Here is a 19,730-nt window from a genome sequence, read left to right as displayed (position 1 = left end):
CGGGGGCGCGTTCAGACAGCGGCGCCGCGCGCTGCGGCCCACTGCTCCGTCAATTCGGCGGTGCCGTACTGCGGGCTGAGCAGGATCACCTGCACCCCGGGCCGGCCGGTGACGCACAGCGAGACCCGGGTGAACTCCAGGTCCCCGAGCTCGGGATGGCGTACGAGCTGGGACTGGCCGCCGCTGTCGGCGACCCGGTGGCGGGCCCACAGCGCGGCGAACACGGGGCTGTGCCCGGTGAGTTCGCTGACCAGCGCGGCCAGACGGGTGTCGGCGAGCAGGTCGCCGCTCTGCACCCGGAAGGCGGCGACCGCGGCGGCCGCCTCCTGCTCCCAGCGCGGCAGCCGCTCGTGGGCGGCCGGGTCCAGGAAGAGCATCCGCAGGTAGTTGGGGCGTTCCCCGGACAGCCCCAGCAGCCGGGTGGCGGTGGCGTTGGCGGCGCTGACGTCCCAGTAGTGGTCCAGGACGTAGGCGGGGCTGGGGAGGAAGCCGTCGACGATCCGTAACAGCAGCGGCAGGTCGTCGTCGGCGCATCCGCGCGGGCGGCCGGCGGTGGCGTACCCGGCGAGCCGCATGGCGTAGAGCCGCTGGGCCTCGTCCAGGCGCAGGACCTGGGCGATGCTGGCGAGGATCTCCGGGGAGACGTTCTTGGCGCGGCCCTGTTCGATCCAGGCGTACCAGGAGGCCCCGATGCCGGCGAGCATCGCGACCTCTTCGCGGCGCAGTCCGGGGACCCGGCGGGCGGCGCCGCCGGGCAGTCCGACCTGCTGAGGGGTGACCTCGGCGCGGCGCTCTGCGAGGAAGTTGCCCAGTTCGGCGAGCTTGGGGTCCACGCGTCTCTGGGGCCGCACCGCGGCGGAGGGCGCTGTTCCGTTACGAGTCATGGTGCATCTCCTCCTCACTCCACAGGAAGCGTAGAGAACGCTCGCTCTTTTTTCTACACCATAGAGAGTACTCGCTTTGTTTTTCTGGGACACTACAACGAGTAGCGCAACGGCCGGGGGGCCGGAACGACACCGACCACCGCGAAGGGCCACACATGGCGAACCACGAACGAGCAGGGATCAAGCAGGAGCGTGCGGGCCGCACCCGCGCCCTCCTCGTCCAGGCCGCGGGCGAGGAGTTCGCCGAGCGCGGCTACGCGGGCACCTCCCTGACCCGGATCAGCGGGGCGGCGATGGCCACCATCGGCGCCCTGACGTTCCACTTCCCCGCGAAGAACGAGCTGGCGGAGGCGGTCTGCGAGCGCGGCTGCGCGCTGACGCGCGAGGCGGTCGGCCGGGCGGCCGGCGCCGCCCGCTCCCCCGCCGAGGCCCTCACGGAGATCACCGGCACCCTGGCGGCCCTGCTGGAGGAGCAGGCGGTCGTCCGCGCGGCGGCCCGGCTCTCGCGCGAACTGCGGATGCGGCACGACTGGCGCGAGGCCTGGATCCCGGCCGTGCGCACCGTGCTGACGGAGGCCCAGCACACCGGTCAGCTGCGCGCGCAGGAGCCGGAGCTCGTCGGTGTGCTGGTGGCGTGCGTCGTCGCCGACCTGGAGGTCACCGCCCAGCGGGCGTACGCGTCCCCGTCCTGCGGCATCTGGAGCGTGCGCGGACGGCTGGCCGAAGTGTGGGAGGTGCTGTGGTCGGGGATCGCCGGCCGTCGCGGCCCGCACCCGGCCGGACCTCCCCCGCCCGCGTCCGCCCCCGCGCCTCCCGGGGCGCCCGGGACCCCCGCGCGGCCCGGCGACGGGCCTCCGATGGCTTGAAATCACCCCCTGCCGCACCCATCGAAATCACTGATGTTTCGTCATTTCCATGATCGCGGCAGGGAGTTGTACGACGGCACGGCCGTCCCGCGCGCCCGCCCGGCAGGGCGCTCCGGGCCGGGGACGTACGGTCAGGAGCCCAGCGACGCACCCTTGCGGGCGGAGTCGGCGACCCCCAGGTCGAGGCCCGCGATGACCTCCGGCGCGGCGACCGCGGGCAGCAGGTAGCGCCACAGGGTGGCGACGCGCTCGTAGACGTCCGCATGACCCGTGGCGATGCTCGACAGCAACTGGGTGCCGGTGTAGGCGCCGACCACGATCTCGGCGAACTCCTCGATGTCCACGCCCGGCAGCAGGTCCCCGCGGCGCTCGGCGGCCACCAGCTGGGTCCGCAGCATCTCGGACCACAGCTGGTACGGCGCGGCGTCGCTCATCCCGAAACTGCCCTGCTCGACGGCGAGCCGGACACCGGCCCTCAGCAGCACGTTGGTGCGCAGCTGACGGGCCACCTCCAGGGTGATGTCGAGCATCCGCTGGAGCCCGTCCTCCCCCGCGGGGAAGGCCATGTCGGCGGCCTGCTCCGCCATCACGGTCTGGGCGACCTCCTCCTTGGAGGCGAAGTGGAAGTACATCGCACCCATGGTGGTCTCGGCCCTGCGTACGATCTTGTTCATGCTCGCGCCGGCGAACCCGGACTCGTCGAACACCTCGGCGGCCGCCCGGATGATCTTCTCTCGGGTCCGGATGGCACGGGCTTGCCTTGGCTGCGACACGATCACTCCAACTGCACCGGGGACGGCTTCCTGGACGGTCCCCCCACCGTAAAAAAGCGAACACCCTCTATGTTATGCGATCTGTTCGCTCGCATGCGATCGGCTCGCGCGGGACCTTCATGACGATCAACGCATCCTCTGGCGGCCAGATCAAGCCACTCTCGGGTTTCGGTCGTCCCCTACTCGACAAACAAAACGAGCACTCTCTACGTTAATCCAGGACGGGGGTCATACGGCAGCTCCGCTTCCGCGCTCCGCGTCCCGCCCAGCGCCACACTTGTGCCCGTTTGGACATCATTTCAGGGGGATCAGATGGAGTTCTCATACGCCCAGCACGAGACCAGCGCCACCCCTAGCACCCCCTTCGGTCCCGCCGACCCGCCCGCCACCGTGACCACCACCGTTCCCCGCGAATACGTGCACAAGGCCGCGCTCGCCGAGGTCCTCCTCACCGGCTGGCACCGCACCGGCGACGACGCCTTCACCGCGGCCGCGCAGTGGCCCCGGTCCCACAGCTTCTACCGCTCCCGCCACGGTGTCCACGACCCGATGCTCTTCACAGAAACGGTTCGTCAGGTCTCCTCGCTGCTCTCCCACGCCGCGTACACCGTCCCCTTCGGGCACCATTTCATCTGGGAGCGCTTCAGCTACGCCACCGCACCCGGCGCCGAGGCTCTGGAGGCGGGGCCCCGCCCCGCCGAGATCGCCCTCGACATCGAGTGCCGCGACGTGGTCCACCGCCGGGGCCGGCTCTCCGCCCTCACCCCCCGTTTCACGGCCCGCCGCGACGGGGTGCGCCTGGGCACCGCCGAGATCCGCTTCACCAGCCACGCCCCGGCCGTCTACCGGCGGCTGCGCGGCGGCTACGCCGACGTGGCCGCGGCCCAGGCCGCCGCCGTCCCGGTCCCGCTGCCCGTACCGGCCCACCGCGTGGGCCACAAGCTGCGCGAGAACGTCGTCCTGGCCGCCACCCGCGCGCCCCGCCGCTGGCAGCTGCGCGTCGACACCACCCACCCGGTGCTCTTCGACCACCCCGTGGACCACGTCCCCGGCGCGCTCCTCCTGGAGGCCGCCCGGCAGGCCGCCCACATCGTCGCCGGCCCGGTGCCGACCATGGCCACCTCCATGGACGCCCGCTTCACGCGCTTCGCCGAACTCGACGCCCCCTGCTGGATCGACGCCGAGCCCGAGCCCGGAACCGACCGGGTCCGCACGGTCATCCACCAGAACGGCCAGGAGCTCTTCACCGCGGTCGTCGGTACGGCTCCGCTCGCCGCCCTGTCCCGCCCCTCCGGGACCCAGGCCCAGGCGCAGCCGGTCTACGCCTTCTCCTGAGGTCTGCGGATACAACAACCGTACGAACAGAAATACGTACGCCGGCACGGAACCGCACCGGGTCTCCCGCACGTCCACCCGCGCGACGGAGTTGTTCAGCACCACCCGAGTCGGGAGGCCGGCTTGAAGCACATACGAACGATCGGCAGACGCCGCGCGACGGCGGTCGTCGCAGGGGCGGTGATGCTGGCCGCGCCCCTGGTCCTGGCCGGCGGCACCACCGCCTCGGCCGCGGCCTGCAACATGACCACCGGGCCGCACCAGCGGCAGGTCGAGCAGTTCCTCGGCCGCCCGGTCGACGGCCGCCAGTCGGCCGCCGACTGCCAGGCCATCCGGGCCTTCCAGGCCCAGCACGGCATCACCCCCACCGCCGGGTACGCGGGCCCCCTCACCTGGCAGACGATGAACACGATGCTGGCGCAGCGGGCCGCGGGCAAGAACCCCAACCGCGACGGCCGTTGCCCCACCAACGTGGGCCGGGTCGCCTGCGTGGACCTGACCCGCCAGCTCAGCTGGATCCAGGACGGCGCCACCCTGACGTACGGCCCGGTGCCCGTGCGCACCGGCAAGGCCGGCACGGAGACCCGCACCGGCCACCGGAAGATCTACTACCGCAGCATCAACCACTGGTCGACCATCTACGACGTCGCGATGCCCTACTCCCAGTTCTTCGACGGGGGCATCGCCTTCCACTCCACCACCAAGAGCATGTGGAACCCGCCCGGCTCCGGCGGCTGCGTGAACATGACCAGCACCGACGCCAAGGCGTACTGGAACCTGCTCAGGAACGGCGACGACGTCTTCGTCTACGGCCGCAAGCCCGGGACGTAGGCGGCGGTCGGGGCTTTCGGGCTGCCGTTGTCAGTGGCCTCCGGTAGGTTCCGAAGGACAGGGATCTACCAGGGGGCGACAGCACATGGATGACCTCGCGACCGCACCGGACCTGGACGCGGCGATGGACCGGTACCGGGTCGAGCTCACCGGTTACTGCTACCGGATGCTCGGTTCGTCCTTCGACGCGGAGGACGCCGTCCAGGACACCTTCATCCGCGCCTGGCGGAGCTACGAGAAGTTCGAGGGCCGCTCCTCGCTCCGCTCGTGGCTCTACCGGATCGCCACCAACGTCTGCCTGGACCTGCTGACCGCGGGCAACAAGCGGGCCCGGCCGATGGATCTGACGGCCCCCCAGCACCAGGCGTCGGCCGTGCTCAACGAGCGCCCGGAGGTCACCTGGCTGGAGCCGGTCCCGGACGGCCGGGTGCTCCCGCAGCACGCCGACCCGGCGGAGCTGGCGCTGGCCAAGGACTCCGTCCGGCTGGCCTTCGTGGCGGCCCTCCAGCACCTGCCGGCCAAGCAGCGCGCGGTGCTGATCCTGCGCGAGGTGCTGGCCTGGAAGGCGGACGAGGTCGCGCAGCTGCTGGACACCACGGTGGCGTCGGTGAACAGCGCCCTGCAGCGGGCGCGGGCCACGCTGGCGGCGCACCCGCCGCGCGAGAGCAGCCCGGCCGACCCGCTGGACGCGGACCAGAAGGACCTCCTGGGGCGCTATGTGGCGGCGTTCGAGGCGTACGACATCAACGCGCTGGCCTCGCTCCTGCACGAGGACGCGGTGCTGTCGATGCCGCCGTTCGACCTGTGGCTCCAGGGCCCGGCGGACATCGCGGCCTGGCACCTGGAGCAGGGCATCGGCTGCAAGGGCTCGCGCCTGGTGGCGACCACGGCGAACGGCCTGCCGGCGTTCGGCCAGTACCGCCCGGACCCCTCCGGCGCGGGCCACACCCCGTGGGCCCTCCAGGTCCTGGAGATCTCAGACGGCCGCATCACCGGCCTCAACGCCTTCCTGGACACCGCCCGCTGGTTCCCCCTGTTCGGGCTCCCCGAGCGTCTCCCCTAACCCCACGAGGTCCAGCAGGCCGCGCAACGGGGGCGCGGCCCGCACCCGGACCTCGACGCCCGCGCGGCGGGCGGTGAGGGCGGCACGGCCGAGGGCGTTCACGGCGCCGAGCGTGGGCGCCAGGCCCGTCGCGTCGAGGACCAGCCGACGGGGCCCGTCCCGGCACAGCGCACGCACACGCGCACACCACCGGACGGCATCGGGCTCGGGTCCCTCCAGGACCAGGGTTCGGGTCTCCACGAGGGGGTGACTGCCGCCCCCGCGGAAACTCATCGGTGGGTTTCAGAGCACAGGGAAGTCCGAGGTGTCCAGGTCGAAGTCGAAGGGCGCCGGAAGGTGGAACGCCTCGCCGAACTTTCCGGAGCGCAAGACCCGGTAGAGGCCCTCCTTGGGCTCACCGTAGAGGGTGATCGTCGGGCCCCCCGGGGCAAAAGCGTCGACCAAGAGATACAGGGGCACACCGGCGTGTGCGTAACCCGCAGGCTTGACCAGACGGTCATGGCGGAGACTCGACTTCGAGGTGATCTCGACGGCCAGTTCCGCCGCTGCCGCCGGAATGAAATGCTCATCGCCGGCGGAACGAACGAGCGCCTCGGGCACGACAACCAAGTCGGGGATGTACATGCCGCTCCTGGACGGAACTGCCACGGCCAGTGTCTGGCAGATGATCCACTCTTTCGGCACCACCCCGATCAGTGCGCGGTGCACGTCGGACGCAATGAGGTTGTGCCTGTTGGTTGGTGCCGGCGACACGGTGACGATCCCCTCGATGATCTCCACCTTGCAGCCCTCCGGCCAGTCCATCTCCTCCCAGAGGCGAACGGCCAGATCCCAGTCGTCGCCGCCCGTGGGCTGAGGCTCGACTGCGAGTGCGCTCATGGTGTGCTCCTCATTCGGTTCGTCACCGATCCCAGCATGCCGAACGGGACCGGCGCAGGTCCACCGGTCCCGTTCACCCGAACATGAGTATTCAGATCACGAGGTCACGCGATGCGGTCCAGCACGATCGGCGTGGCGGTGAAGGAGGTCCCTGCCGGGGCGATGTCGTACGTGCCCTCCAGGGAGGCCAGCGCGTACGCGAACTTCTCCGGGGTGTCCGTGTGCAGCGTCATCAGCGGCTGGCCGGCCGTGACCGTGTCACCCGGCTTGGCGTGCAGCTCGACGCCCGCGCCCGCCTGCACCGGGTCCTCCTTGCGCGCGCGGCCGGCGCCCAGGCGCCAGGCGGCCACACCCACGCCGTACGCGTCCAGGCGGGTCAGGACGCCCGTGGACGGGGCGGTCACGACGTGCTGCTCGCGCGCCACCGGCAGGACCGCGTCCGGGTCGCCGCCCTGCGCCGCGATCATCCGGCGCCACACGTCCATCGCGGAGCCGTCGGCCAGCGCCTTCGCCGGGTCGGCGTCCTTGACGCCCGCCGCCTCCAGCATCTCCCGGGCCAGCGCGATGGTCAGGTCGACCACGTCCGCCGGGCCGCCGCCCGCCAGCACCTCGACCGACTCGCGGACCTCCAGCGCGTTGCCCGCCGTCAGGCCGAGCGGCGTCGACATGTCGGTCAGCAGCGCCACCGTCTTCACACCCGAGTCCGTGCCCAGGCCCACCATCGTCGAGGCCAGCTCGCGCGCGTCCTCGATGTTCTTCATGAAGGCGCCGGAGCCGACCTTCACGTCCAGCACCAGCGAGCCGGTGCCCTCGGCGATCTTCTTCGACATGATCGAGGAGGCGATCAGCGGGATGGCCTCGACGGTGCCGGTCACGTCACGCAGCGCGTAGAGCTTCTTGTCGGCGGGCGCGAGGCCGTCACCGGCGGCGCAGATGACCGCGCCGGTGGTGTCCAGCACGTGCAGCATCTCCTCGTTGGAGAGCAGCGCGCGCCAGCCGGGGATGGACTCCAGCTTGTCCAGGGTGCCGCCGGTGTGGCCCAGGCCCCGGCCCGACAGCTGCGGTACGGCGGCGCCGCACGCGGCGACCAGGGGGGCGAGCGGCAGGGTGATCTTGTCGCCCACGCCGCCGGTGGAGTGCTTGTCGGCGGTGGGACGGGACAGGGACGAGAAGTCCATCCGCTCGCCGGAGGCGATCATCGCGGCGGTCCAGCGGGCGATCTCGGCGCGGTTCATGCCGTTCAGCAGGATGGCCATGGCCAGCGCTGACATCTGCTCGTCGGCCACGACACCGCGGGTGTACGCGTCGATGACCCAGTCGATCTGCTCGGGGCTCAGCTCACCGCGGTCACGCTTGGTGCGGATGACGGAAATGACGTCCATGGCAGTTCCTTCCGTACACGTTCGGTACGTGCGCGACTCTACGCGCGTTGAGAGGGGAAACGGGGCGGCCCCCGCACCGGGGTGCGGGGGCCGCGGGGAAAGCACTAGCGGAGGTGGTCCGGGCCGAAGGCCTGCGGGAGCATCGCGGCGAGCGGCAGGACGCCCTCCGGGGTGTCGACCAGCAGCTCGGGCCCGCCGAACTCGAAGAGCAGCTGGCGGCAGCGCCCGCACGGCACGAGCAGCCCGCCCTTGCCGTCCACGCACGTGAAGTGCGTCAGCCGGCCGCCGCCGGTCGCCTGGAGGTGCGAGACCAGCCCGCACTCGGCGCACAGGCCGAGGCCGTAGCTCGCGTTCTCGACGTTGCAGCCGATGACCACCCGGCCGTCGTCCACGCGGGCGGCGACCCCGACCGGGAAGCCGGAGTAGGGGGCGTACGCCCGGGACATGGCGTCCCGGGCGGCCTCCCGCAGGGCCTCCCAGTCGAAGTCGGTCGCCAGGGTCATTTGCCCTGGCCCTTGCGGTACGGCATACCGTCGGCCTTGGGCATCCGTAGCCGTTGTGCGGACAGGGCGAGGACGAGCAGCGTCGTGACGTACGGCGCGGCCTCGACGAACTGGCTGGGCACCGAGTCGGTCAGGGCGTACCAGACGAACATCGCCACGGCGAAGAACGCGGCGACGGCCGCCTGCACGTACTTCTTCTTGTACAGCTGCCAGGCGACGGCCAGCACCAGCAGGATCGCGATGAGCAGCAGCATGGCGTGCACGTTCTCGGCGCCGCCGCGCAGCTTCAGGCTGTACGTGAAGCCGAACAGGCCGGCGCCCAGCGCCATGCCGCCGGGCATCCAGTTACCGAAGATCATCGCGGCGAGACCGATGTAGCCGCGGCCGCCGGTCTGGCCCTCCTGGTAGATGCCGGTGGAGACGATCGCGAGGAACGCACCGCCCAGACCCGCCATCGCACCGGAGACCACCACGGCGATGTACTTGTACTTGTAGACGTTGACGCCCAGCGACTCCGCGGCGATCGGGTTCTCGCCGCAGGAGCGCAGCCGCAGGCCGAAGGCCGTGCGCCACAGCACCCACCAGGTGGCGGGGATCAGCAGGATCGCGACGACGGTCAGCAGCGACAGATCGGTGACCAGACCGCCGAGCACGCCGGCGATGTCGGAGACCAGGAACCAGTGCTTGCCCTGGATCGTGGCCAGCCAGTCCGACAACCCCGGGATCGTGATCTCGGTGATCGGCTCGATGCGCGGGGACTGCTTGGAGGAGCCGCCCTCGGCCTTGTCGAAGGTGAAGTTCGACAGGTACTGCGTGAAGCCGATGGCCAGGATGTTGACCGCCACACCGGAGACGATGTGGTTGACGTTGAACGTCACGGTGATGATCGCGTGCAGCAGACCGCCGAGGGCGCCGCCGACCAGGCCCATGAGGACACCGGTCCAGGGACCCCACTGGTAGCCCGCCCAGGCGCCGAACCAGGTGCCCAGGATCATCATGCCTTCGAGACCGATGTTGACCACACCGGCCCGCTCGGCCCACAGACCGCCCAGACCCGCCATGGCGATCGGGACGGCGAGCTGGAGCGCTCCGGAGACCTGGCCGACCGAGGTCAGGTCCTCGGCGCCGGAGATGACCCGGACCAGCGAGATCAGGGCGAGGCCGCCCGCGATGATCAGCAGGATCCAGGGCAGGGTGAGCTTGCGGCGGCCGCCCTTGGGCGCGGCGCTCGTCGCGGATACGGTGCTGGTGCTCACGCCGCGACCTCCTTGTCGGTCTTGATGGCGTGGCCGGCGGCCAGCTCCTCGCCGACCTTCTGCTGCTGGCGGCGGATGCCGTAGCGGCGGACGAGCTCGTAGCTGACGACGACCGCGATCACGATCAGGCCCTGCATGATCGTGCCGATCTCCTTCTCGTAACCGGCCGAGTCGAGACCGGCGGAGGCCTTGTCGATGAAGGCGATCAGCAGCGCGGCGAAGAAGATGCCCACGGGGCTGTTGCGGCCCAGCAGCGCGACGGTGATACCGGTGAAGCCGATGCCCAGCGGGAACGACAGGTTGTACGTGTGGGACTCGCCCAGCAGCAGCGGCATACCGGCCAGACCGGCGACCGCGCCCGAGATGAGCATCGACGTCATGATCATCTTCTTGGCGTCCACACCGGAGGCCTGCGCGGCGGACTCGCTGGCGCCGGTGGCGCGCAGGTCGAAGCCGAAGCGGGTGCGGTTGAGGACGAACCAGTAGACGATGCCGAGCGCGAAGGCGACGAAGGTGAAGCCGTAGACCTCGAAGCCGCCGGCGGTGGTGAGCGCCGGGAACCAGCCGGACTTGGGGATCTCACCGGTGGTCACGTCGTTCGAGCCGGGCAGCTGGACGCCGAGGTTCTTCGGCAGGATCAGCCAGGCGATCAGGGAGGTCGCGATGGCGTTGAGCATGATCGTGGAGACGACCTCGCTCACCCCGCGCCGGGCCTTGAGCAGGCCCGCGATACCGGCCCAGAAGGCACCGGCCAGCATGGCCACGATCACGATCAGCAGGATGTGCAGCGGACCCGGCAGCTCGACCGAGGCGCCGACCACGGCGGAGACCATCGCCGCGAGGCGGTACTGGCCGTCCACACCGATGTTGAAGAGGTTCATCCGGAAGCCGATGGCGACGGCCAGGGCTGCCAGGTAGTAGATGCCGGCCTGGTTGAGGATCAGGACCTGTACGTCCTCGTAACCGCCCTGCTCCACGAGGATGCGCAGCGGCTCGACCGGGTTCACACCCGAGACGGCCAGCACGATCATCGTCAGCAGGAACGCGCTGACCAGCGCGAGCGCGGGGCCGGCGAAGCCCAGGAGCAGCCGGTCCTTGTCGAATTTCTTCATCGGGCCTCGTCCTCCGTCGTGTCACCGTCGGCAGCGACAGAGCCTTCTACGTGGTCGTTGTGTTCCAGGTGCCCCCGCGCGGCGCCCGTCATGGCGGTGCCGAGCTCCTCGGGCGTGATGGTCGCGGGGTCGGCGTCGGCGACCAGGCGGCCGCGGTAGATGACCCGCAGGGTGTCGGACAGGCCGATGAGCTCGTCCAGGTCGGCGGAGATCAGCAGCACGGCCAGGCCCTCGCGGCGGGCCTCGCGGATCGCGTCCCAGATCTGCGCCTGCGCGCCGACGTCCACACCGCGGGTCGGGTGGGCGGCGATGAGGAACTTCGGGTTGTGGCTCATCTCGCGGCCGACGATCAGCTTCTGCTGGTTGCCGCCGGAGAGCGAGGCCGCGGTGACGTCGATCCCGGGCGTGCGCACGTCGTACTCGCGCACGATCCGCTCGGTGTCCTTGCGGACGGCCTTCGGGTCGAGGACGCCGCGCTTGGAGTTGGGCCGCTCGGTGACGTGACCGAGGATCCGGTTCTCCCACAGCGGGGACTCCAGCAGCAGGCCGTGGCGGTGGCGGTCCTCGGGGATGTACCCGATGCCACCCTCGCGGCGCTTGCGCACCGTGGTCTTCGTGATGTCGGTGCCGTCCAGGCTGATGACACCCGCGTCGGTGCTGATCATGCCCATCAGGGCCTCGATCAGCTCCGTCTGGCCGTTGCCCTCGACACCCGCGATCCCGAGGATCTCGCCCTTGTGGATCGTGAAGTTGACGTCGTCGAGCAGGAGGCGGCCCACAGGGACGGCCGGCTCGTGGACGTAGGTGTCGCTGTCCGGCAGCGGGTTCGGGCTGGACACCTCGGGCGCGGTGATCGTGCCGGACTCGGCCAGGGTCAGGCCCTGGACCTGGAGCATCGGGACGTCCGTCACGGTGGACTCGCGGGTCTCCGGCGACGGCAGCTCGGCGCCGACCATCAGCTCGGCGAGCTGCTTGGTGGTGGCCGTCTTCGGGTCGGCGGTGCCGACCGTGGTGCCGCGGCGGATGACGGTGATGTCGTCCGCGACCTTCAGCACCTCGCCCAGCTTGTGCGAGATGAAGATGACGGTGAGGCCCTCGGCCTTGAGCTCGCGCAGGTTGTCGAAGAGCGCGTCGACCTCCTGCGGCACGAGCACGGCGGTCGGCTCGTCGAGGATGAGGGTCTTCGCCCCGCGGTAGAGGACCTTGAGGATCTCCACGCGCTGGCGGTCGGCGACACCGAGGTCCTCGACCAGGACGTCCGGGCGCACGCCGAGGCCGTACGCGTCCGAGATCTCCTTGATCTTCTTACGGGCCTTGGCACCGATGCCGTACAGCTTCTCGCCGCCGAGAACGACGTTCTCCAGGACGGTGAGGTTGTCGGCGAGCATGAAGTGCTGGTGCACCATGCCGATGCCGCGGGCGATGGCGTCGCCCGGGTTGTGGAAGGAGACCTGCTCCCCGTCGATGGTGATCGTGCCCTCGTCCGGCTTCTGCATGCCGTAGAGGATCTTCATCAGGGTCGACTTGCCGGCACCGTTCTCACCGATCAGGGCATGGACCGTGCCCTTGCGAACGGTGATGTCGATGTCCTTGTTGGCGACGACGCCGGGGAAACGCTTGGTGATGCCGTGCAGTTCGACGGCGGGGGGGCTGGACGCGGTGATGACGCACTCTCCTTGGCGCGAAGGAGCGGGAAGCAGGAGGGGGGCAGGGCGGGGATCGGCCGGGCGGGTGGGCGGGAGTGGGACGGTATCGCGTCCACGATGCCTCTACGCGCGTAGCACTGTCGAAAGTGAAAACTTGTGGCCAAGTGGCCACCCAACGCGGTGCGGGGTCCGGGAGCGGCAGAGCCGCTTCCCGGACCCCGGAGACCGTTCGAGCCGGTCGGGCCGTCCCTTACGGGGCGGTCTTGACGACGATCTTCTTGGAGATGATGTCGGCCTTGGCCTTCTCCACCGCGGCGGTGACCTCGGCCATCTTCACGTACTCGGGGTTGGACGTGGCCAGGCCGACGCCCTCCTTGTCCAGGCCGTAACGGATCTCACCGTTCTGCGGCTTGCCGTCCTCGACCGACTTGATCAGGTTGTAGACCGCGTCCTCGACGTCCTTGGTGACGGAGGTGAGGATCTTCTCCTTGTACTTGGAGAGACCGGCCTGGTTGTACTGGTCGGAGTCGACGCCGATGGCCCACTTGCCCTCGGTGGCGGCGGCCTCGATCGCGCCGGAGCCGGCGAGACCGGCGGCGGCGTAGATCACGTCGGCGCCGTTGGACAGCTGGCCCTTGGCGGCGGCCTTGCCGAGGTCGGGCTTGGCGAAGCCACCGAAGTCCGGCGGCTGCGACAGGTAGGCCGACAGCACCTTGGCGTTGGGGTTGGTGTCCTTGACGCCCTGGGTGAAGCCCGCCTCGAACTTCTTGATCAGCGGAACCTCGACACCGCCGATGAAGCCGACCGTGCCGGTCTTGGACGCCTTGGCGGCGGCGACGCCGGCCAGGTAGGAGCCCTGCTCCTCGTTGAACACCATGTTGGCGACGTTCTTGCCGGTCACGGAGGTGTCGTCGATGATGCCGAACGTGGTGTTCGGGAACTTCTCCGCGACCTTCTTGATGGCCGGGGCGTACGCGAAACCAACACCGATGACCGGGTTGTTGCCCTTGCGCGCGAGCTCGGTGAGGCGCTGGACCTTGTCGGCCTCGCTCTCGCCCTCGGTGGGCTCGGCCTCGGCACCCTTGATCTTCAGGTCCTTCTCGGCCTTGGCCAGACCCGCGTACGCGGCGTCGTTGAAGGACTGGTCGCCACGGCCGCCGATGTCGTAGGCGATGGCGGCCGACTTCGCCTTCGAGTCGGGGGACCCGGACTCGGAGGAAGAGGTCGACGACTTTCCGCCGCACGCGGTGGCGGAAAGGGCGAGGGCCGCGGACGCGAGGCCCACGGTGGTGATCCTGGTGATCCGGCGCAAGGGGGGCTCCTTCAAAACCGACCGAAGCGCCACTGACCGGCGCTGGTTTCGCGGCGATCGTAACGCGCGTAGATGTCAGTTAAAGGGCCGTTCATGAGTCGTTATCGGATCGTCGCGAACCGGACAGTGACCGATCGGTAACAGCTCTCCTCTCCAGCCCTTGTGTACCAAGGGCTGGACAGGTATGACGGCGGACCCGCCGATGGTGTACCGAAAATTTACCGGACCGGCCTCGCACGGCGTCCGTCGAGCAGGGCGGCGGCCGTGAAGAACTCCACGCCGACGGCGATCGCGGCCTCGTCGACGTCGAAGTCCCCGCGGTGCAGGTCCCGCTTCGCGGTGTCCCCGGGCGTGCGGACGCCGAGGCGGGCCATCGCCCCCGGCACGTGCTCCAGGTACCAGGAGAAGTCCTCGCCGCCCAGGCTCTGCTCGGTGTCCTCGACCGACTCCGGCCCGCGCCGGGCCGTCATGGCCTCCCGCAGCAGCTCGGTGACGACCGGGTCGTTGACCACCGGCGGCACCCCGCGGACGTGGTTGATCTCGAACTTGGCCCCGTGCATCGTGGCGACCTCGTCGATCGCCGCCAGGATCAGGTCGGGGGCCTCGTGCCAGGCGTTCAGGTCCAGGCAGCGCACGGTCCCCGACAGCTCGGCGTGCATCGGGATCACGTTGCAGGCGTGCCCGGCCTCGATCCGGCCCCAGGTGACCGACATCCCCGAGCGGGCGTCCATCCGGCGGCTCAGCAGGGCCGGTACGTCCAGGGCCACCCGGGCGGCCGCGGTGACCAGGTCGGTGGTCAGGTGCGGGCGGGCGGTGTGGCCTCCGGCGCCGGCCAGGGTGACCTCCAGCCGGTCGCAGGCCGAGGTGATGGGCCCCGGCCGCAGCCCGATCTTCCCCGCGTCCACGCGCGGGTCGCAGTGCACCGCGATGATCTGCCCGACCCCGTCCAGCACACCTGAGTCGATGGCCTCGGTGGCACCCCCGGGGAGCACCTCCTCCGCGGGCTGGAAGAGCAGCCGTACGGGCCGGGGCAGCAGGCCCTGCCGGTCCAGCTGGGCCAGCACCAGGCCGGCGCCCAGCACGGCGGTGGTGTGCACGTCGTGGCCGCAGGCGTGGGCGCGGTCGGGCACGGTGGAGCGGTAGGGCACGTGGGTCTTGGCGTCGGGGATGGGCAGGGCGTCGATGTCCGCGCGCAGGGCCAGCATGGGGCGCAGGGCGGCCGCCCGCGGCGCGCCGGTGCCCTCGTAGCCGCCCCGTGCACCGGGTTCCTCCCAGGTGCCCACGTCACAGATCAGTCCCGTGCCGGACTTCAGCACCCGTGGTCGCAGGCCGGCTTTCTCGAGCCGGGCCTTGATCGCGGCCGTGGTGCGGAACTCCTGGTGTCCGAGCTCGGGATGCATGTGCAAGTCCCGGCGGAACGCGATCAGTTCGGCACGCAGGTTCTCCGGGAGCTTGCCGGGCAGCTCGGGCTGGGCGGGCTTTCCGGGCAGGGCGGTCTGGGACTCGCGGGACATCAACTGGTTCACCTGTTGAAGAGTAGGCGCACCTATGGGCCAACTGCCGGGTGATCACAAAAACTTCAACCCGTTCGGGGCGAAAAAACCGTCCTCCGGGCGCATGCCTGTGGTCGGCCGGGGGTAAACTCCGCCGCTCACCCGGCCGCGGGGGCCGCCGTCGCGGGGAGTCTGCGCACATCACGGGCGGTGTCGGTGACGCCGGCGAGGAACGTGCGCGCCCGGGGCGAGGCGTTTCCGGTGAGCCAGGCCGGGTCGACGTCGCAGACCGCCACCGTCACACCGGTGCCGGAGAGCGCGTACGGCAGAGTGTGGACCACCGTGGACGGAAAGCTGACGATCGTGCGGCCCACCGGGCCGCGCCGGGCGATCAGCTCCAGCGGCAGGTCCGGCCGGACGATCTCCAGTCCGGTGGCCTCGCTGAGCGCGCGCAGCTTCTCGGTGGACTCGCGGCGGTGCGCGAAGTAGCGGGTCGCGCCGTGCTCCTCGGTGAGGGCCCGGACGGCCTCCAGGTAGCGGGCGGGGTCGACCACACCGGTCTCCACCAGCGAGGTCCCCACCAGGTCGGTGCCCTTGGTCAGGCGCGGCGGGCCGAACCGGGAGCGGGTCCAGCCGAAGTCGTTGACGCGCAGCCGCATGCCGTCGAGCGGGGTGACCGGCATCGAGGTGAACAGCTCCACCCCGCGCAGCCGGCGCCGCGCGGTGGCGGAGACCGGCGCGTACGCCAGCTCGCGCGCCCGGCCCAGCGCGCCGCCGCCGGTGCGGTGCCAGCGGCGCAGCCGCTCGCCGCGGCCGAGCTGGGCGACGAACTCCATGGTGGCCGTGCCGTCGTCGACGACGACCAGCTCCTTGGCGCGCGCCGGGACCAGCAGCAGCTGCACGAACCGGGAGAACGGGTCCCCGACCACGATCCGCCCCGCCCGCCGTACGTCGCCCGCGAGGGCCCCGAGCGCCTTGAACGGCGCGAGGGCGCCGCCGCGGGCCTCCTGCCACTGCACGCGGTGCCCCTCGTCCCGCGCCAGCCCCGCCACCCGCCGCAGCTGCCCGCGCGACATGGGGTCGGTGGGGGGCAGTACGACGATCCGCAGGTCGTCGGCGGGCGCGGGGGCGCCGGAGGCACCCTTGGCGGGCTGGCCGGGCACCCCGGGGAGCAGCGGTCCGCGCGGGGCGCGGGCGTGGGCCCACTCCAGCACGTTCAGCAGCTGCACCGGGCTCTCGACGAAGGCCAGGGTGGTGGCAGGGTTCACCGCGTACTCCTCGTGGTCGGGACGGGCGGGGCCGGCCGCGGGTCAGACGGTGGTGAGCGCGGCCTCGGCCTGCTCGGCCTCGGCGACCTCGCCCACGACCCGGCGCAGCTTCTTCATGGGGCCGAGCTCGGACGCGTAGACCTTCTTGACGCCGTCGCCGAGGGCGGTCTCGATGGTGCGGATGTCGCGCACCAGGCGGGCCAGGCCGCCGGGCTCGACGGAGGCGGCCTGGTCGGAGCCCCACATCGCGCGGTCGAGGGTGATGTGGCGCTCGACGAAGCAGGCGCCCAGCGCGACGGCGGCCAGCGTGGTCTGCAGGCCGGTCTCGTGGCCGCTGTAGCCGATCGGCACGTTGGGGTACTCGTCCATGAGGGTGTTGACGACCCGCAGGTTGAGCTCCTCGGCCTTGGCCGGGTAGGTGGACGTGGCGTGGCAGAGCAGGATGTTCTCGCTGCCGAGCACCTCCACCGCGTGCCGGATCTGCTTCGGCGTGGACATGCCGGTGGAGAGGATCACGGTCCGGCCGGTGGCGCGCAGGGCGCGCAGCAGCTCGTCGTCGGTGAGGGAGGCGGAGGCCACCTTGTGGGCGGGGACGTCGAACTTCTCCAGGAAGGCGACGGCCTCGGTGTCCCACGGGGAGGCGAACCAGTCGATGCCCCGCTCGCGGCAGTGCGCGTCGATGGCGCGGTACTCGTCCTCGCCGAACTCGACCTTGTGGCGGTAGTCGATGTACGTCATGCGGCCCCAGGGGGTGTCGCGCTCGATGTCCCACTGGTCGCGCGGGGTGCAGATCTCGGGGGTGCGCTTCTGGAACTTCACCGCGTCGCAGCCGGCGTCGGCGGCGGCGTCGATGAGGGCGATCGCGTTGGCCAGGTCGCCGTTGTGGTTGATGCCGATCTCGCCGACGACGTAGACGGGCCGGCCGGGGCCGGCGGTACGCGGTCCGAGGGTCCGGAGGCGAGCGTTCATGGCAGGTGTCCTTCGGTTTGGTACGGGGGTGTGAGCTGCGGGTCTTACGGGGGTCCTGCGGGGTCCCGCCGGGTCCTCAATGAGGGGCGCCCAGGGGTTCGAGCGGGGGTTCCAGCGGGGGTTCCGGCAGGGGGTCCAGCAGGGGTGCCAGCGCGCGGGCGCGCGCCAGGTCGTGCGGGTCGTCGATCTCCAGCACGCGGGCGGGATCGGTGGGTACGGGCAGGGTCCGGCCGAAGAAGCGGTGCCGGGCCCGGCGGAAGCCGGCGGCGTCCATGGCGTACGCGGCTCCGGTCTCCAGCAGGTCCTGGGGGCGGTCCTGGCGCCGCGGCCGGGTGGCCTTGTCGTGGTTGACGCCCACGCCGCCGTCCTCGTCGGGAAGGCGCCACAGGAAGCCGTGGAAGGGGGCCACGGTCAGGGCCGAGTCGGCCGTGCCGGTGGCGACGGCGGCGGCGACCGACTCGACGTCGGTGGAGGTCAGGAAGGGGCTGGTGCACTGCACGAGGAGGACGACGGCCACCTCGGTGTTGTGCAGCTCCTCGTAGGCGTCCAGCGCGTGCAGCAGGGCCGATTCGCTGGTGGCCGTGTCCCCGGAGATGGCGGACGGGCGGCGCACCACGTCGGCGCCGGCCGCGCGGGCGGCGGCGGCGATGGCCTCGGAGTCGGTGGAGACGACCACGTCGGTGACGGTGGGCGCGGCCAGGCAGGCCCGGACGGCCCGGGTGACCAGGGGGACCCCGCCGACCTCGGCGAGGTTCTTGCCGGGGACGCCCTTGGAGCCGCCGCGGGCCGGGACCACGGCGAGGACGCGCGGCGCGCGGGGCGCGCGGCCGGCGCTCACAGTTCGCCCATCCGCCGGATCAGCGGGGCCACGCGCTGCACGCCGTGCCGGTAGGCGCCGCGCGCCGCGTTCCGCAGCCGCCCGCGCAGGTAGGCGCGCAGCCGGGACTCCCCGCCGGCCGGGCGGACCGCGCCGGGCAGCGGGACGCCGTCGGGCCCGAGGTGGTGCCGGGCCAGGATCCCGGGCAGGTACCCGGGTGCGGTCGTCAGCGTGTAGTACGGGGCGAGCGGCGGCAGTTCCTCCCGCGCGCACAGCTCGGCGACGCGGTCGCGGGCGGCGGTGAAGGCCTCCGGTCCGGCGCCGACGCCCTGCTCGGCCAGCCAGTCGGGGTCGGCCTTGGGCAGCAGGCCCGCGTCGAGCTCGTCCCAGGAGGCCAGGCAGCCGGACCCGAGGAAGTGGTGGTTGCCGAGGGCCTCGCGGATGCCGAGGTCGGTGAGCACGGCGGTCGGGATGGACCGGTGCATCGATTCCAGGGCGGCGGTGGAGGAGACGGTCACCAGCAGGTCGGTGCGGTCCAGGACCTCGCCCATGTTCCCGTACACCAGGCGGCAGTTGGCCGGCAGCCCGTCGGGCAGCTTCTCGGCGAGCCGCTGGTAGGGCAGCTCCTCCAGGTGCGTGGTGTGCTCGCCGGGCCGGCTGCGCAGCTTGACCAGGACCTCGCGGTCGGGGTGCCGGCGGGCGTGTTCGGCGGCCCGGCGCAGCAGGTAGGTGCGGTCGGCGCGGTTCTCGGGCACGGAGGGCTGGGCGGCGAAGACCACGGTGTGGGCGCGGCTGCCGGCGCTCTCGTAGGGCGCGCCGTCGAGGAAGGGCAGCGCGGTCTCGGTGACCGCGCCGGCGTCGGCGCCCACGCCCTCGTAGACGGCGCGGAAGCGCTCCGCGTCGTGCCGGGAGTTGGCGAGGACGAGGTCGGCGCCGTGCCGCAGCAGCAGCCCGTCGGCGAGCTTCTCGTATACGACGCCCACGTATCCGGTGACGATGACGGGCCGCGCGGCGGCGTCGGGCCACAGCGCGCGGGCGCCGTGCAGGACGGCCTGGACGGCGCCGCCGACCAGCGCGAGGACGACCACGTCGTACGCCTCGCGCTGGATCTCCGCGAGGAACTCGGCGCAGGTCACCTCGGTCAGCCGGTCGGCCTCCACCCCCACTTCACCGAGTTGGCGCGCGGTGGGCGTGGCACGGCCCCGCAACAGGAATCCGGTGAGGTGTGGTTCGGGCGCGAGGCGACGGGCGGTGAGTGCGCCCCATTTCCATCGCGTATCGGAATCGGCGAGTACGGCGACCCGCTTCGGTACTGGCACGGCCCAGAAGCTATGCCGGAAT

Annotated in this window: 17 protein-coding genes and 1 pseudogene; 4 read left to right on the top strand and 14 right to left on the bottom strand. The window is 71.4% G+C overall.

The features are described from left to right. Positions 1–11 precede the first annotated feature (11 nt). On the bottom strand, positions 12–884 hold the full coding sequence (locus ACZ6KO_RS15080; RefSeq protein ID WP_469304410.1) for a helix-turn-helix domain-containing protein: 873 nt from the start codon (positions 882–884) through the stop codon (positions 12–14). Between the two features lie 155 nt (positions 885–1,039). Between ACZ6KO_RS15080 and ACZ6KO_RS15075 the strand changes: the two genes are divergently transcribed. Beyond that, complete coding sequence (locus ACZ6KO_RS15075; RefSeq protein ID WP_469304409.1) at positions 1,040–1,750, top strand: TetR family transcriptional regulator; 711 nt, start codon at positions 1,040–1,042, stop codon at positions 1,748–1,750. A gap of 131 nt (positions 1,751–1,881) precedes the next feature. On the opposite strand, the gene ACZ6KO_RS15070 is transcribed toward ACZ6KO_RS15075, so the two are convergent. Further along, a complete protein-coding gene (locus ACZ6KO_RS15070) occupies positions 1,882–2,523 on the bottom strand; it encodes a ScbR family autoregulator-binding transcription factor (RefSeq protein ID WP_469304408.1) in 642 nt (213 codons plus the stop codon). A 312-nt stretch (positions 2,524–2,835) separates the two neighbouring features. Here ACZ6KO_RS15070 and ACZ6KO_RS15065 point away from each other — a divergent pair, with 312 nt between their 5' ends. The 3 genes from ACZ6KO_RS15065 (at position 2,836) to ACZ6KO_RS15055 (ending at position 5,752) form a co-directional block, all read left to right on the top strand. Then, entirely contained in the window at positions 2,836–3,858 is a 1,023-nt protein-coding gene (locus ACZ6KO_RS15065) for a ScbA/BarX family gamma-butyrolactone biosynthesis protein (protein ID WP_469304407.1), read from the top strand. A gap of 183 nt (positions 3,859–4,041) precedes the next feature. Then, positions 4,042–4,689, top strand: coding sequence for a L,D-transpeptidase family protein (locus ACZ6KO_RS15060; RefSeq protein WP_469304978.1), 648 nt, complete (start codon positions 4,042–4,044; stop codon positions 4,687–4,689). An 85-nt stretch (positions 4,690–4,774) separates the two neighbouring features. Beyond that, positions 4,775–5,752, top strand: coding sequence for a sigma-70 family RNA polymerase sigma factor (locus tag ACZ6KO_RS15055; protein ID WP_469304406.1), 978 nt, complete (start codon positions 4,775–4,777; stop codon positions 5,750–5,752). A gap of 282 nt (positions 5,753–6,034) precedes the next feature. Here the strand turns inward: ACZ6KO_RS15055 and ACZ6KO_RS15050 are convergent, their stop codons facing one another. The 12 genes and pseudogenes from ACZ6KO_RS15050 to ACZ6KO_RS14995 all read right to left on the bottom strand — a co-directional run bounded on the left by ACZ6KO_RS15050 (position 6,035) and on the right by ACZ6KO_RS14995 (position 19,708). Continuing rightward, a complete protein-coding gene (locus ACZ6KO_RS15050) occupies positions 6,035–6,631 on the bottom strand; it encodes a Uma2 family endonuclease (protein ID WP_469304405.1) in 597 nt (198 codons plus the stop codon). A gap of 104 nt (positions 6,632–6,735) precedes the next feature. After that, entirely contained in the window at positions 6,736–8,013 is a 1,278-nt protein-coding gene (locus tag ACZ6KO_RS15045; RefSeq protein ID WP_469304404.1) for a thymidine phosphorylase, read from the bottom strand. Positions 8,014–8,117: 104 nt separating this feature from the next. Continuing rightward, positions 8,118–8,516 carry a cytidine deaminase gene (locus ACZ6KO_RS15040; RefSeq protein WP_401454994.1) on the bottom strand — a complete coding sequence of 133 codons (399 nt, stop codon included), beginning with the start codon at positions 8,514–8,516 and terminating at the stop codon, positions 8,118–8,120. Beyond that, complete coding sequence (locus ACZ6KO_RS15035; protein WP_469304403.1) at positions 8,513–9,772, bottom strand: ABC transporter permease; 1,260 nt, start codon at positions 9,770–9,772, stop codon at positions 8,513–8,515. The genes ACZ6KO_RS15040 and ACZ6KO_RS15035 overlap by 4 nt, the downstream gene beginning before the upstream one ends. Beyond that, on the bottom strand, positions 9,769–10,884 hold the full coding sequence (locus ACZ6KO_RS15030) for an ABC transporter permease (RefSeq protein ID WP_469304402.1): 1,116 nt from the start codon (positions 10,882–10,884) through the stop codon (positions 9,769–9,771). The genes ACZ6KO_RS15035 and ACZ6KO_RS15030 overlap by 4 nt, the downstream gene beginning before the upstream one ends. After that, positions 10,881–12,584 carry an ABC transporter ATP-binding protein gene (locus ACZ6KO_RS15025; protein WP_469304977.1) on the bottom strand — a complete coding sequence of 568 codons (1,704 nt, stop codon included), beginning with the start codon at positions 12,582–12,584 and terminating at the stop codon, positions 10,881–10,883. Before ACZ6KO_RS15025 ends, ACZ6KO_RS15030 begins: the two co-directional genes overlap by 4 nt. Before the next feature lie 196 nt (positions 12,585–12,780). Beyond that, positions 12,781–13,842 carry a BMP family lipoprotein gene (locus tag ACZ6KO_RS15020; RefSeq protein ID WP_469304401.1) on the bottom strand — a complete coding sequence of 354 codons (1,062 nt, stop codon included), beginning with the start codon at positions 13,840–13,842 and terminating at the stop codon, positions 12,781–12,783. A 218-nt stretch (positions 13,843–14,060) separates the two neighbouring features. Further along, entirely contained in the window at positions 14,061–15,356 is a 1,296-nt protein-coding gene (locus ACZ6KO_RS15015) for an amidohydrolase (protein WP_469304976.1), read from the bottom strand. A gap of 137 nt (positions 15,357–15,493) precedes the next feature. After that, a complete protein-coding gene (locus ACZ6KO_RS15010) occupies positions 15,494–16,603 on the bottom strand; it encodes a hypothetical protein (protein WP_469304400.1) in 1,110 nt (369 codons plus the stop codon). 42 nt (positions 16,604–16,645) lie between these two features. After that, entirely contained in the window at positions 16,646–17,572 is a 927-nt protein-coding gene (locus ACZ6KO_RS15005) for an N-acetylneuraminate synthase family protein (RefSeq protein ID WP_469304399.1), read from the bottom strand. Between the two features lie 133 nt (positions 17,573–17,705). Then, positions 17,706–18,410: pseudogene (locus ACZ6KO_RS15000) on the bottom strand (acylneuraminate cytidylyltransferase family protein); the annotation flags it as partial. After that, complete coding sequence (locus ACZ6KO_RS14995) at positions 18,407–19,708, bottom strand: DUF6716 putative glycosyltransferase (protein WP_469304398.1); 1,302 nt, start codon at positions 19,706–19,708, stop codon at positions 18,407–18,409. The pseudogene ACZ6KO_RS15000 and the gene ACZ6KO_RS14995, both read right to left, overlap by 4 nt. Positions 19,709–19,730: the final 22 nt, after the last annotated feature.

The sequence above is a fragment of the Streptomyces sp. NPDC042102 genome (assembly GCF_055582305.1).
Note: the sequence above shows the minus strand (reverse complement) of the source record. Positions and strands in the feature narration are given on the sequence as shown.